This window comes from Bordetella sp. H567, assembly GCF_001704295.1.
Lineage (GTDB): Bacteria > Pseudomonadota > Gammaproteobacteria > Burkholderiales > Burkholderiaceae_B > Bordetella_C.
Map to the genome: position 1 here is coordinate 2,652,672 of NZ_CP012334.1, position 13,429 is coordinate 2,666,100.

Sequence of the window (13,429 nt, forward strand, 5' to 3'; positions counted from 1 at the left end):
TCAAAGTAGAATTTCTGGGATTATTCTACCTTAATAGTATAAAAAAGCAAGAAAGCCCTGCTAAATTGAGCCTAATAAAGTAGGTAATACGGAAAGTATTCTACTTTGATGGAATGGGCGAAAATGCTGGCGCGGCTCCGCCCATCGCCAACGGGCACCCGGCCTTTGCCGGCACCGATTCCCTGCCGGGCGCCTTCAGCCGCGCCGGGCTGCCTCGATCGTGGCAATGTCGATCTTGCGCATCTGCATCATCGCGTCGAAAGCGCGCTTGGCCGCGGCGCGGTCCGGGTCGGTGAACGCGGCGGTAAGGGCGCGCGGCGTGATCTGCCACGACAGGCCCCACTTGTCCCTGCACCAGCCGCAGGCGCTTTCCTGGCCACCGTTGCCGACGATCGCGTCCCACAGGCGGTCGGTTTCGGCCTGGTCGTCTGTCGCGATCTGGAAGGAAAACGCCTCGCTGTGCTTGAATGCCGGGCCACCGTTCAGTCCCAGGCAGGGGATGCCCGCGACGGTGAACTCCACCGTCAGGACGTCGCCTTCCTTCCCAGACGGATAATCCCCGGGTGCGCGATGTACCGCCCGCACCTCGCTGTCCGGAAACGTCTCGGCATAGAACTGCGCGGCTTCCAGGGCGGTGCCGTCGTACCACAGGCAGATCGTGTTTTTGGCAACCATGCTCGTTCTCCAAGTCGTGACCGGTCCAGGAATTCTACCTATGCCTGTGCTACGGGATGACTATGCCGTGCCGGGCCGGCCCGTGCCGCGCATTTGCTCGGCGGGCCGGGGAAAGCCGCTGCGATCGCTGTAGTCCGGGTAGTCGATTCCCGGCCTGCGCGGGGCACGCCGATACGCATAGGCGGCGTAGAGGTCGACAGTGGCCACGGTCGCCAGATTTGCCTGCGTGGTACTGGTGCGCGCCGATGACGCGCGGCGCGACCGGCCCGTCGCCACGGTAGCGATGTCCAGCATATCGCCCCCCACGCGCGCCCATAGCCACGGCGCCGCATCGGCGGACTTCAGAATGCCGAGGCCGGTGGCGATTTCGCGCAGTCCGTAAAGCCGTACCAGCGCGGCTTGCGGCCTGAGACCGGAGGCCCGCGCTATCGCCCTTGGCATTGCCAGTTCGGCGATTCCGAGCGCGATGCTGAACCATCCAAGTCCCAGGGCCAAGCCACCCTGCGCGGCGGCCCGCGGCGGAGCATGCGCCGCTTCCGGCCAAGGCGATTGCGCTTGTGCGGGTTGTGGGCGGGCTTCTTGGCGCTCAGTCGCTTCGGACGGAGCTTGAGTCGTTGTGTGCATGAGTCCTCCTATCGGTCGGACGCATTTCTCAGCAAGGGGTGTTCCGCTCGGCGCATGGCCAGGCGAAAGGGGGGCGCGGCAGTCGGCGCTATTTGGGTGGCAATGAACGCCATGCACCGTTGCGGCCGCGCGTTTTTTATTGATTTTCAATCGCGCGGCGACGCGATGGCGGTCGCCCTGGGCTGGGCCTATGTGCGCGATGGCGGACTGGCATGGATGCAATCCGTGTTTGCGTCCCCCGCCGTGCGGGCGGGGACGCGCGATGCACTTCAGCGGCGGTCGGTGACTTCGACCAGGTGGTAGCCGAATTGGGTCTTGACGGGGCCTTGCACGACATTCACGGGGGCGCTGAACACGACTTCGTCGAACTCGCGCACCATCTGGCCGGGACCGAAGGTGCCCAGGTTGCCGCCATCGCGGCCGGACGGGCACTGGGAGTGTTCGCGGGCGACTTGCGCGAAATCGGCGCCGCCTTCGATGGCGGTTTTCAGCTCATTGCATTGCTGTTCCGTGGGAACCAGGATGTGGCGGGCGGTGGCTTGGGCCATGGGAATCTCCTTGTTTGAAAGTGAGTCCGCAAGCGTAACCCAATCGCGCGATGCATGCCGTGACGCGTTGAAAGCCGATATGCCATGCCCCTGGGCCGTCGCCCGCCATGAAGTCAGCGTCCGCGCGCCTTCAGCTGCGCATCCAGCCGCGTGTACACGCGCCGCGCATTGCCTTCGAAGATCTTGAAGCGCGCCTCGGGCGTGATGTCCGCGGCGGCCACATAACGGCGCGTATCGTCGAAGTAATGCCCCGTTTCCGGGTCGATGCCGCGCACGGCGCCGATCATTTCGCTGGCGAACAGGATGTTGTCGACCGGGATGACGCGGGTGAGCAGGTCGATGCCCGGTTGGTGGTACACGCAGGTATCGAAAAAGATGTTGTTCAACAGGTGATCCTGCAGCAGCGGCTTCTTCAGTGCCTGCGCCAGGCCGCGGAAGCGGCCCCAGTGGTAGGGCACGGCGCCACCGCCATGCGGAATGATGAATTTCAGGGTAGGGAAGTCGCTGAAGAGATCCGAGTCCAGGCATTGCATGAATGCCGTCGTGTCGGCGTTCAGGTAATGCGCGCCCGTGGTGTGGAAGCAGGCGTTGCAGCTCTGGCTGACGTGCACCATGGCGGGGACGTCGTATTCGACCAGCTTCTCGTACAGCGGATACCAGTAGCGGTCGCTCAACGGCGGACTGGTCCAATGGCCGCCGGAGGGATCGGGATTCAGGTTGACGGCGACATTGCCGTATTCCTCCACGCAGCGCTTGAGCTCCGGCAGGCAGGTCGCCACGTCGACGCCGGGGCTTTGAGGCAGCATGGCGGCGGGCACGAAATGGTCCGGGAATAGCGAGGCCACGCGGAAGCACATCTCGTTGCAGATTGCCGACCACGTGGACGAGACCTGGAAGTCGCCGATGTGGTGCGCCATGAAGCTGGCGCGCGGGCTGAACACCGTGATGTCATGGCCGCGCTCTTTCATGATGCGCAGCTGGTTGGACTCGATTGCTTCGCGCAGCTCGTCGTCGCTGATGTGGAGTTCGGACGCCTTGGGCGCGGGCGTGCCGTCATTGATCGAGGCGACCTGGCGTTTGCGCCAGGCTTCCAGGGCGGCGGGGGCGGTGGTGAAGTGTCCGTGACAATCGATGATCATGCCAACTCATCCGGTGAAGCCGCCGAACCCTGGTCCGGGCGAGGCGGCATTGCATCTTGTGGGTGTCTCCTCGGGGATGCGGCGCCGCGGGGCGCCTGCCATCCCTGGATGAGTGATGGTGCGATCCGCGGGCGCCCGAGTCAAATATATATTTGCGAGTGTTTCGATATCGAACTCGAATAAGTCGCCTACCAGCTCGAGGAATACATGCCATTAAAAGGCTGGTTGTTCTCTTCGCCGAAGTTCGCCGCGTGGTAGACGGCGGGATCCGTCTGACCGCGGTTTTCCCGGCTCGACATGCTGCTGCGGGAGCTGGAATCCGGCATGGCGCAGCCGGTCAGCACGCACGCGAGCAGGGCGCAAGCGACGGTCATGGTCTTCATGGTGAACCTCCATAAGTGATGCTTGCCGGAAACATGGCGGCCGGAGGGCTCCGACGCCATTCTCATCCTTTCCGGTTTCCTGATTCGCACTGGATGCGAGCGCGATGTGGAAGATGGAGATTGCGAGCACCGCGCGTTCGCTACTTTCGCGACAGGCGGTAACGCGCTCATTCTGTCGCTCGCCGATATCTGCGTCCACGGGCGTTTCCTTAGCTTTCCTTCACACTGTGTAGATGCCGGCGAGGGTTTTCGAGCATGGAGGAAGACGTCGCACGAAGTTAGGATGTCCAACATCCTACAAACTTCTATTGAACTAAAGGTATAGGAGACATCCCCGTGGCCTTTGCCCCGCTGAAGCGCTTCGTCGTCCTGGACTTGTCCCGGGTCCGTTCCGGTCCCGCGGCCGTGCGGCAGTTCGCCGACTGGGGCGCGGACGTCATCAAGATCGAGGAGCCCAGCGAGGTCAAGGATGACAAGCCGGGCGGCGCCGCCAAGTTCAGCGACTACCAGAACACCCATCGCAACAAGCGCAGCCTGACGCTGAACCTCAAGCATCCGGAAGGCAAGGCCGTATTCATGGAGCTGGTCAAGCGCGCCGACGTGCTGGTCGAAAACTACCGCCCCTCGGTCAAGGCCAAGCTGGGCATCGACTATGCATCCCTGCGCGCCGTGAATCCGCGGCTGGTCTACGCCAGCATTTCGGGCTTCGGCCAGGACGGCCCCTACGCGGATCGCCCCGGGCTGGACCAGATCGCCCAGGGATTGGGCGGCCTGATGTCGGTCACGGGCGAAGCCGATCGCGGCCCCATGCGTGCGGGCATCCCGATCGCCGACTTGAGTGCCGGCCTGTTCGCCGCCATCGGCGTCCTGATCGCGCTGCTGGAGCGCGAGGAAACAGGCGTGGGGCGCTGGGTGCAGACCTCGCTGCTGCAGGCCCAGGTATGGATGATGGATTTCCAGGCGACGCGTTGGCTGATCGACGGCGAAGTGCCCGCGCAGTCGGGCAACGATCACCCCACCAGCGCGCCGACCGGCGTGTATCCCACCGCCGACGGCTATATCAATATCGCCGCCATGGGCTCGGGCATGTTCACGCGCCTGTGCGAGGTGCTGGAGCTGCCGGCGCTGGTCCACGATCCGCGTTTCGTCGAGGCCGGGTCGCGCGTGGAAAACCGTGCGGACCTGAATCGCCAGATCATCGCGCGCACCCGCACCCGCACCAGCGCCGAGTGGATAGAACGCCTGAATGCGGCGGGCGTGCCGTGCGGCCCCATCCTCTCCATGGATGGCACCTTCGACAACGAACAGGTAAAGCACCTGAACATGGTGCGGCATGTGCGCCACCCGGCGCGGGGCGACATCGCCATCATGGCGCAGCCGGTGATTTTCGGCGGCACCGAGCCGCCGGAGGTACGGCCCGCCCCGGAGACCGGCGCGCAGTCCGACGAGATCCTGGCCTGGCTGGGCATGGACGAGGCGCGGCGCGCCCGTTTGCGCGCGGCCGGGGCGATATGACACCATCGCGCCTTTCCCACGCATAACCGGTATACCCCCATGGTCCGCAGCGAAATCCCGTCCGACGCGATCTTCGGCAGCCTGGCCCGGCCCGATAACCTGCCCGACGAGATCGCGCAGCAGATACGGCAGAAGATCCTGAGCCAGGCCTTCGAGCCCGGCCAGCGCCTGCCGACGGAGCTGGAGCTGGCGCAGCTTTTCGGTGTCAGCCGCAACGTCGTGCGCGAGGCGATCGCACGGCTCAAGCTGTCCGGCTATGTCGAGACGCGCCGTGGGGTGGGCAGCTTCGTGACGGCGGAGACGGGCCAGCGCAATTTCGAGATCCTGCCGCAGGACCTGCTGCGCGAGGAAGCCCTGGTACAGGTCTACCAGCTGCGGGTGGAAATCGAGGCCGGCGCCGCGGCGCTGGCGGCGCAGCAGCGCACGGACGCGCAGCTGGCGCAGCTGCGCGCCGCGCTGATCATCGCCGATGCGTCCAGCGACGACTGGCGCGAAGGCGCGGATACGGCGCTGGACTTTCACATGGCGGTGGGCAAGGCCACCAACAATCCGTACTTCGTGCGGCTGCTCGCGCATTTCGGCCATGCGATCGGCGACGCCGTGCGCACGCTGCGCTACGGCAGTACCGGCACCGACCGCGTGGCACAGATCGAAAGCGAGCACCACCGGATATTCGACGCGATCGCCGCCCGCGACAGCGAGGCCGCGCGCCAGGCCATGCGCCTGCACCTGATCAACGGCATGCAGCGCCGCCAGGCGCTGCTGAAGGGAAAACAGCAATGAACATCGAACGCATCCTGCAGGACCGCATCACCGACAACATCATCGTGGAAAAGCGCGGTGGGGCAGGCTGGATCACGTTCAACGATCCGGGCCGTCACAACGCGGTATCGGTGGCGATGTGGGAAGCCATTCCCGTCGCGCTGGCCGCCCTGGGCGAAGACCCGGCGATACGCATGGTGGTGCTGACCGGGGCGGGTGACCGCGCTTTCGTCAGCGGCGCGAACATCTCGCAGTTCGACAATATGCGTTCCGGCGAAGAAGCCGTGCTGGCCTATGAGAAAGTGGCGGAGGCAGCGCAGATGGCGCTGTACGACTACGACAAGCCGACCCTGGCCCGCATCAAGGGCTATTGCATCGGCGGCGGCCTGAATATCGCCTTGTGCTGCGACCTGCGGGTGGCATCGGACGACAGTTCGTTTTCCATTCCGGCCGGCAAGCTGGGACTGGGCTATCGCATGACGGCCATCCGCAACCTGGTCACCGCCGTCGGGCCTGCTCGCGCGCTGGAAATTTTCCTGACGGCCACGCGCTTCAAGGCGGCGGAGGCGGCCGAACGGGGCCTGGTGCACAAGGTGGTGCCGGCCGCCGAGCTGGACGCCGCGGTGGAAGACTATGTCGGCGCGATTTCCGCGAACGCGCCGCTGACGCTGAAGGCAGGCAAGAAGATGATTCGACAGCTGCAGCAGATCGGCCCGGAGATCGACATGGACGCGATGAAGCGCCTGGTCCTGGACTGCTTCGAAAGCAACGATTATCGCGAAGGGCGCAAGGCCTTCGCCGAGAAGCGCCCGCCGGTGTTCACCGGCACCTGAGCCAGCCGCGTCCGCCGCCGTTCACACGCGTTTGGGAAATGCTCCCGGCGTGTGCGCGCGGCGGCCGGCGCACATGAATTCAACCGCAGTCACCTGCGGGGCCTCGACCCCGCGGGACCTCGCACGCCTGTCGCGAGCCATAAAAACGATCACAACGAGGAGACACATCATGAAGAAAACCCTGGCGGCCATGCTGATGGCGGCCGGCGTCCTGGCGGGCCAGCCCGCCGCGCGCGCGGCGTATCCCGATCAACCCATCAAGATCGTCATCGGCTACGCGGCGGGCGGCACCACGGACATCCTGGCCCGCGCCCTGGGCGAGCAATTGGGCAAGATCCTGAACCAGTCCGTCATCATCGAGAACAAGCCGGGCGCGGCCGGCAATATCGCCGCCACCTATGTGCAGCAGGCCGCGCCGGACGGCTACACGCTGTTCATGGCCACGGTGTCCAGCCATGGGATCAATCCGGCGCTGTACAAGGACAAGCTGGGCTACGACCCGAAGGGCGGTTTCGCGCCGGTGGGCATGGTGGCGGCGATCCCGCTGGTGCTCATCGCCAACCCGAAGCTGCCGGCGCGCGATGTCGCCGAACTAGCCGCGCTGTGCAAGGCCAAGGGCGGCGAGATGAACTATGCCTCCAGCGGCAATGGATCGCCCGTGCACCTGGCCGGCGCGATGTTCGCGCAGGCGGCGCACGTCAATATCGTGCACGTGCCGTATCGCGGCGGGGCGCTGGCGAACACCTCGGTCATGACCGGCGAAACGCAGTTCAGCTTCGCCACGCTGCCGGCGGCGCTGCCGCAGGTCAAGGCGGGGACGCTGCGCGCGCTGGCCGTCACGACGAAGGAGCGTTCCAGTCAATTGCCGGACGTGCCCACCGTCGCCGAAACACCGGGGTTCCAGGGATATGAAATCAATACCTGGAATGCGCTGCTGGCGCCCAAGGGCACGCCGCAGCCGGTCGTCGACAGGCTGAACGCGGCGCTCAAGCAGGCCATGGGGTCGCCGGAACTGCAGAAGCGTTTCCAGGGAGAGGGCGCCATGCCGAGGACCAGCACGCCCGCCGAGCTGTCTGCCTTCATCGATGGCGAACTGAAGAAGTGGGCAGGCATCGTGAAGTCGGTCAATATCAAGATCGATTGATCGAGCGCCCGTCCGGTGCCCAGGCCGCGGCGATGGATCGCGCAGGAAAAAAAAGCCCAGGTCCGGGACCTGGGCTTGGAGGCAGACCGTGGCGCGTGTCGCGCGTCAGTCTTCCTGGCGCATGCCGGTCGCCTTCACCACGGCGGCCAGGCGGGCGCGCTCTTCATCGCAGAACTTGACGAAGTCGGCGCGCGTGCCGCCCACGGGCTCGATGCCCAGGTCGGTCAGGCGCTTGACGTTGGCCGGATCCTTCATGGCGGCATCGACGGCGCCGGCCACCTTGTCCAGGATGGCGTCGGGGGTGCCCTTGGGCGCGTGCACGCCGGCCCAGTGCGCGATCTTGATTTCCGGGAAGCCTTGCTCGGCCGCGGTGCTCAGTTCCGGATAGGCCTTGATGCGCTCCGACCAGGTGCAGGCCAGGGCCTTCAGCTTGCCCGAACGGATCATCGGCAGCACGACGATGCTGGCCTCGGACGTGGCATCGACCTGGTTGCCGATGACGGCCGACACGGACTCGGAGCCGCTCTTGTAGGGAATCAGGTCGAGCTTGGCGCCATAGGTCGTCGTCAGGATGCCTTCGACGAAGTGCGGGGTGCTGCCGGTGCCGGCCGTCGCGAAATGCAGGCCGTGGCCGTGCTTGGACGCTTCGACGAAGTCCTTCAGCGACGAATAGGGCGAGCTGGCGGGTGCCACGACGACGGAAGGCGCCAGGCCCACCATGGCGACCGGGACCAGGTCGCTGTCCTTGTAGTGGACCTTGCGGATCATGCTGTTGGAAATGACGCCGGCGGCGCTGATCAGGAAGGTATAGCCGTCGTCGTCGGCCCGCGCCACGTAGTCCGTGCCGATGACCGCGCCGGCGCCCGGCTTGTTCTCGACGACGACATTGGCGTTCAGGTTCTTGGCGATGCCTTCGGCTGCGGCACGGCCCAGCAGGTCATTGGCGCCGCCCGGGGCGAACGGGACGATGATGCGGATGGGCTTGGACGGCCATTTGTCGTCCGCGAAAGCGATCCTGGGGGCGACGGCGACGGTGGCCATGCCGAAGGCGGCCGTATTGAAGCGGCGGCGGGAAAAATTCATGAGTGTGCTCCGGGGCAAATCTTTTTTGTCGTTGTGGTTTATCAGTCTTGGTGGCGACGCGTAATGTAACCGATTGCACGGTTTTTACACGCCGCCGGCCCGGCGATCAGCTGTCCTGCCGCATGCCCGTCGCCTTGACCACGGCGCCCAGGCGGGCGCGTTCCTCGTCGCAGAATTTGACGAACTCCGCGCGCGTACCGCCGACGGGTTCGATGCCCAGCTCGGTCAGGCGCTTCACGTTGGCGGGATCCTTCATGGCGTGGTCCACGCCGGCCGCGATCTTGTCCAGGATGTCGTCGGGCGTACCCTTGGGGGCATGCACGCCGGCCCAGTGCGCGATCTTGATTTTCGGGAACCCCTGTTCGGCCGCGGTGGACAGTTCCGGATAGGCCTTGATGCGCTCGGACCAGGTGCAGGCCAGCGCCTTCAGCTTGCCGGCGCGCACCATGGGCAGCACGACGATACTGGCTTCGGACGTGGCGTCGACCTGGCCGCCGATCACCGCGGACACGGATTCCGAGCCGCTCTTGTAAGGCACCAGGTCCAGCTTGGCGCCGTAGTCGGTGGTCAGGATGCCTTCGACGAAATGGGGCGTGCTGCCCGTGCCGGCGGTCGAAAAATGCAGGCCGCCGCGGCTTTTCTTCGACGCCTCGACGAAGTCCTTCAAGTCCTTGTAGGGCGAGCTGGCGGGCGCGATGATCACCGAGGGCGCCAGGCCGATCATGGCGACGGGAACCAGGTCGCTGTCCTTGTACTGGACCTTGCGGATCATGCTGTTGGATATCACGCCGGCGCCGCTGATGAGGAAGGTGTAGCCGTCGTTGTCGGCGCGTGCCACGTAGTCGGTGCCGATCACGGCACCGGCGCCGGGCTTGTTCTCGACGATGACGCTGGCCTTGAGGTACTGCGCGATGCCTTCGGCCGCGGCCCTCCCCAGCAGGTCATTGGCACCGCCCGCGGCGAACGGCACGATGATGCGTATGGGCTTGGACGGCCATTTGTCGTCCGCGTAAGCGATCCTGGGCGCAACGGCGATGCTGGCAAGGCCGAGCGCGGCCGCGTTGAGACGGCGTCGCACGATATCCATGTATGTCTCCGGTCGGTCGTTGTTGTCTGGAGCGGAGCCGGCCGCGCGTCGCGGCGCGGGCCGGCGTGTCTCTTCCGCTGATCAGTGCTGCGGCCATATTATCGGCCCGCCGCGACCGGAGAGGAACCCTTGCCATGCGGGAGACGACGGCGCGGCACCTTTTACGCGGTATCCGCTGGACGGCCGCGCCGCCCCGGCGCCGTCCCCGGCGTCAGCCCGCGTCCGTGCCCGTCAGCAGCGTACGCCATTGCGGCAGGCGGCCCTTGGGGTCCAGCTCGTCGTGCAGAGAGGCGCCCTTGCGCGCCACGGCCTCCTGGATATCGGCGATGGCCGTGGCCAAGCCGGGGTTCATGCCGATTTCGCCCAGCATGGCGGCGGCTTCGCGCATTTCCTCCGAGCGGCGCTGACCATGTTCGGCCACCCGGCCGATCAGATACGCCTCGTAGCCGTCATCCCAGCCGACGCTGGGAAAACTGGCCGCCATGGAGGCCAGGACGCGGTCGTCCACGCCGAAGTGCCGCGCCGCCAGCATGGATTGCACGCACATGGCTTCCATGCCCTTGATCATGATGCTGCGGCACAGCTTGATCGCCGACGCCAGGCCGATGTCGTCGGCGACGGCCTCGGTGCGCATGCCCAGGGCGTTCAGCTTCGCGGAGATGGCGCGCGCGGTGCCGCCGCCCAGCAACATGGGCACGCGGATGCCCTGCGGCGGAACAGGCGCCATCACGGCCGATTCGACATAGTCCGCGCCGTGGCGCTGGATCAGCACGCTGTTCTGCTGCTTGACCTTGGGGGACACGGAGTTCAGGTCGATGAAGGTCTGGCCGGGCGCCATCAGGGGCGCGGCGTCCTGCGCGACGGCACCGGCCTGGCTGGCGGTGACGGCGGAGAAAACCAGCTCGGCGCCCGCCAGGCAGTCGGCCAGGGACGCCGCGACGCGCGCGCCGCTGTTTTCCGCGCGCTTGACGATCTGCTCGCGCGTCGCCGGATTCTCCAGCTTGATGTCATGGATGCCGACGGGGCAGCCTTGTCCGGACAGGGCCTTGGCCAGGATGGGACCCACTTCGCCGAAGCCGATGATGGCCACGGTGGGGGCGGCATTGCGGGTTTGCTCTTGCATGCGCGTTGCTCCGATGTGTCATGAAGGACCGCGGCGGCGCCGCGTATCCGGGAACGGTAATGGGGTGGCAGGGGGAGCAAGGCCTGTTAACGCTAGAAGGGGTTAACAGGCCCTAGCGCGTCGCGCCTTGCCCCCGGGCGTCGGGTGACGTTTCCGCGTGCCAGCCAGGCGCGGCCGGCGGTATGGCGCCGGGGCCCGCGTCCTCGTGCCGTGCCGCATCCGGCGCGGCCGGGTTCCGCAGGCAGGCATTGAATTTCTCGCGATCGAACATGCCTTCCCATTTCGACAGCACCAGGACCGCGACGCTGTTGCCGATCACGTTCGTGGTGGACGTCGCGATGGCCAGGATGCGGTCGATGCCGAACAGCAGGCCGATGCCGCTCAGGGGCAGCGCGCGGGTGGACTGCAGCGTGGCCGTCAGCTTGACCAGCGCGCCGCCGGCCGCGCCCGCGCCGCCCTTGGAGGTGACCAGCATGACGGCCAGCAGCGCCAGCTGCTGCGACAGCGGCAGCGGCGTATCGGTGGCCTGGGCGATGAAGCCGATGCCGCAGGCCATGTACAGGCAGGCACCGTCGATGTTGAAGCTGTAGCCTGCCGGAAGCACGAAGCCGACCACCGCTTCGTCACATCCCGCCTGGCTCAGCTTGGACACCAGGCGGGGAAACGCGGCTTCGCTGGCCGCCGTGCCCATGGCGATGACGGCCTCGTCCTTGATCAGCGCCAGGATGCGGAAGATGGATAGCCCCGCCAGCCCCGCCACCAGACCCAGGATCACGAAGACGAAGATCAGCGCGCTGGCGTAGTAGGTCAGGATGTAGCGGACCAGATACAGCAGGGTGGTGCCGCCGTAGCTGCCGACGGCCGCGGCCATGGCGCCGAAGGCGCCCAGCGGCGACAGGCGCATGATGAAGCCCAGCATCTTGAACACGACGGTCTGCGCCTCGCCGATCAGCCTCAAGGCGACCCAGTCCGGCCTGGCGGTCAGGCTCAAGGCCGTGCCCGCCAGCAGCGACACGAACAGGACCGGCAGGATGTCGCCGCTGACGAAGGCGGAAACCAGGGTGTGCGGGATGATGGACAGCAGGAAATGCGTCAGCGTGAAGTCGGCCGATGCGGCCTTGAGAACGCCGGCCGTATGTCCCGCGGCCGCGTCGAGCGCCGCCGCATGCAGGCCGTCGCCCGGCCGCAGCACGTTCACCACCGTAAAGCCGACCAGCATGGCGATCGTGCTGACCACTTCGAAATAGACCAGCGTCTTGATGCCCAGCCGGCCCAGCTTGCGAAAATCCTTGATGTGCCCGATGCCGTGCACCACGGTGCAGAAGATGATGGGGCCCAGCATCATCTTCAGCAACGCGATGAAGCCTTCGCCCAGCGGCCGCATCTGGACCGCGCCGCGCGGATCCAGCAAGCCGAACACGATGGCCACGGCGATGGCGATAAGTACCTGCACGTACAACTTCTTCAATGTTTTCACGGGCGCGCTCCCATGGGGTAGGCGTGCGGCATGGCCGCGCTACTCGGGTTTGATGCCGGCAAGCTCGGCGGCCGCCTTGGACCGCTGGTATTCGGCGTGCAGGAATTCGGCGAAGCCGGCGGACGTCCGTTGCGACGCGGTGGCTTCTTCCAGGCCGGAATCGCGCAGCTTTCCGGCCACCGAGGGCATGTCCAGGCTGGCGGACAAGCCCTGCTGCAGCCGGGCCTGCGTGTCCTTGGGCGTCTTCGCGGGCGCCAGCAGCCCGACGTAGCTGGACGCGGTGAAGTCCTTGACGCCGGATTCGATCATGGTCGGGATGTCCGGCGCGATCGCCGAGCGCTGCGCGGCCGCGACGGCCAGGATGCGCACCTTGCCGGCGCGGTGCAAGGGCAGGGCGGTGGAGAGTTCCGTCATGGTCGCATCCAGGGTGCCGCCGACCAGGTCCGGGATCAGGGCGCCGCCGCCGCGATAGGGAACGTGCGCGAGGTTCGCGCCCGAGGCCGCGTTCAGCCGCATCAGCGTCAGGTGGGTGGCGCTGCCCACGCCGGACGTGCCGGTGTTGATGCGGCGTGTCTTGGACAGCGCGATCAGTTCGGCGAAGGTATGGGCAGGTAGTCCGGGCGTGACCACCAGGACGTGTGGCACATAGCCGACCATGCCCACCGGCGCCAGGTCGCGCAGCGGGTCATAGGGCAGGTGCAATTGCACGAAGGGGTTGACCGTCATGGGGCCGTTGGAGGCCACCAGCAGCGTGTAGCCGTCGGGCGCGGCGCGCACCACCATATCGGCGCCGATGCTGCCGCCGGCCCCGGGCTTGTTTTCCACCACGGCAGACACGCCCAGGGCCTGCGTCAGGCCGGCGCTGACCACGCGCGCCGTCGTATCGACGTTGCCGCCTGGGGCGAAAGGCACGATCAGGTGCAGCGCGCGGTCCGGAAAGCCGGCCGCCCGTGCCAGCGGCGTGAACGCGGCGGCCACCAGGCCGGCGCCACCAAGCGCGAAGGCGCGTCGAGTCAATGTCATGAGTGCTCCTGAA

Annotated in this window: 14 protein-coding genes; 4 read left to right on the forward strand and 10 right to left on the reverse strand. The window is 66.3% G+C overall.

All coding sequences use genetic code 11. The features are described 5' to 3' along the window. Nucleotides 1-195: 195 nt before the first annotated feature. The 5 genes from AKI39_RS11915 to AKI39_RS11935 all read right to left on the reverse strand — a co-directional run bounded on the left by AKI39_RS11915 (nt 196) and on the right by AKI39_RS11935 (nt 3,369). Nucleotides 196-675 carry a VOC family protein gene (locus tag AKI39_RS11915; protein ID WP_066636051.1) on the reverse strand — a complete coding sequence of 160 codons (480 nt, stop codon included), beginning with the start codon at nt 673-675 and terminating at the stop codon, nt 196-198. 60 nt (nt 676-735) lie between these two features. Further along, nucleotides 736-1,116: a hypothetical protein gene (locus tag AKI39_RS11920; RefSeq protein WP_066636058.1), complete on the reverse strand. Its 381-nt coding sequence runs from the start codon at nt 1,114-1,116 to the stop codon at nt 736-738. Between the two features lie 452 nt (nt 1,117-1,568). After that, on the reverse strand, nt 1,569-1,847 hold the full coding sequence (locus AKI39_RS11925; RefSeq protein WP_066636060.1) for a peptidylprolyl isomerase: 279 nt from the start codon (nt 1,845-1,847) through the stop codon (nt 1,569-1,571). Nucleotides 1,848-1,960: 113 nt separating this feature from the next. Next, nucleotides 1,961-2,986 carry an amidohydrolase family protein gene (locus tag AKI39_RS11930; RefSeq protein ID WP_066636062.1) on the reverse strand — a complete coding sequence of 342 codons (1,026 nt, stop codon included), beginning with the start codon at nt 2,984-2,986 and terminating at the stop codon, nt 1,961-1,963. Nucleotides 2,987-3,174: 188 nt separating this feature from the next. After that, entirely contained in the window at nt 3,175-3,369 is a 195-nt protein-coding gene (locus AKI39_RS11935) for a hypothetical protein (protein ID WP_066636064.1), read from the reverse strand. Nucleotides 3,370-3,705: 336 nt separating this feature from the next. Between AKI39_RS11935 and AKI39_RS11940 the strand changes: the two genes are divergently transcribed. The 4 genes from AKI39_RS11940 (at nt 3,706) to AKI39_RS11955 (ending at nt 7,623) form a co-directional block, all read left to right on the forward strand. Continuing rightward, entirely contained in the window at nt 3,706-4,884 is a 1,179-nt protein-coding gene (locus AKI39_RS11940) for a CaiB/BaiF CoA transferase family protein (RefSeq protein WP_145925254.1), read from the forward strand. Nucleotides 4,885-4,923: 39 nt separating this feature from the next. After that, complete coding sequence (locus AKI39_RS11945) at nt 4,924-5,667, forward strand: FadR/GntR family transcriptional regulator (RefSeq protein WP_066636072.1); 744 nt, start codon at nt 4,924-4,926, stop codon at nt 5,665-5,667. Further along, the gene (locus tag AKI39_RS11950; protein WP_066636074.1) at nt 5,664-6,479 is read left to right on the forward strand and encodes an enoyl-CoA hydratase; all 816 of its coding nucleotides are present in this window, start codon (nt 5,664-5,666) and stop codon (nt 6,477-6,479) included. Before AKI39_RS11945 ends, AKI39_RS11950 begins: the two co-directional genes overlap by 4 nt. 169 nt (nt 6,480-6,648) lie before the next feature. Continuing rightward, nucleotides 6,649-7,623: a Bug family tripartite tricarboxylate transporter substrate binding protein gene (locus AKI39_RS11955; protein WP_145925255.1), complete on the forward strand. Its 975-nt coding sequence runs from the start codon at nt 6,649-6,651 to the stop codon at nt 7,621-7,623. A 105-nt stretch (nt 7,624-7,728) separates the two neighbouring features. Here the strand turns inward: AKI39_RS11955 and AKI39_RS11960 are convergent, their stop codons facing one another. The 5 genes from AKI39_RS11960 to AKI39_RS11980 form a co-directional block, all read right to left on the reverse strand. Then, nucleotides 7,729-8,706 carry a Bug family tripartite tricarboxylate transporter substrate binding protein gene (locus tag AKI39_RS11960; protein ID WP_066636077.1) on the reverse strand — a complete coding sequence of 326 codons (978 nt, stop codon included), beginning with the start codon at nt 8,704-8,706 and terminating at the stop codon, nt 7,729-7,731. Between the two features lie 106 nt (nt 8,707-8,812). After that, nucleotides 8,813-9,793, reverse strand: a complete 981-nt coding sequence (locus tag AKI39_RS11965) for a Bug family tripartite tricarboxylate transporter substrate binding protein (RefSeq protein ID WP_066636080.1) — start codon at nt 9,791-9,793, stop codon at nt 8,813-8,815. Nucleotides 9,794-10,004: 211 nt separating this feature from the next. Continuing rightward, nucleotides 10,005-10,916 (reverse strand): NAD(P)-dependent oxidoreductase, encoded by a 912-nt coding sequence (locus tag AKI39_RS11970; protein WP_066636087.1) that lies wholly within the window; start codon nt 10,914-10,916, stop codon nt 10,005-10,007. Nucleotides 10,917-11,028: 112 nt separating this feature from the next. Beyond that, nucleotides 11,029-12,393: a cation:dicarboxylate symporter family transporter gene (locus AKI39_RS11975; protein WP_083228787.1), complete on the reverse strand. Its 1,365-nt coding sequence runs from the start codon at nt 12,391-12,393 to the stop codon at nt 11,029-11,031. Nucleotides 12,394-12,432: 39 nt separating this feature from the next. Continuing rightward, nucleotides 12,433-13,416 carry a Bug family tripartite tricarboxylate transporter substrate binding protein gene (locus AKI39_RS11980; protein WP_066636089.1) on the reverse strand — a complete coding sequence of 328 codons (984 nt, stop codon included), beginning with the start codon at nt 13,414-13,416 and terminating at the stop codon, nt 12,433-12,435. Nucleotides 13,417-13,429 lie beyond the last annotated feature (13 nt).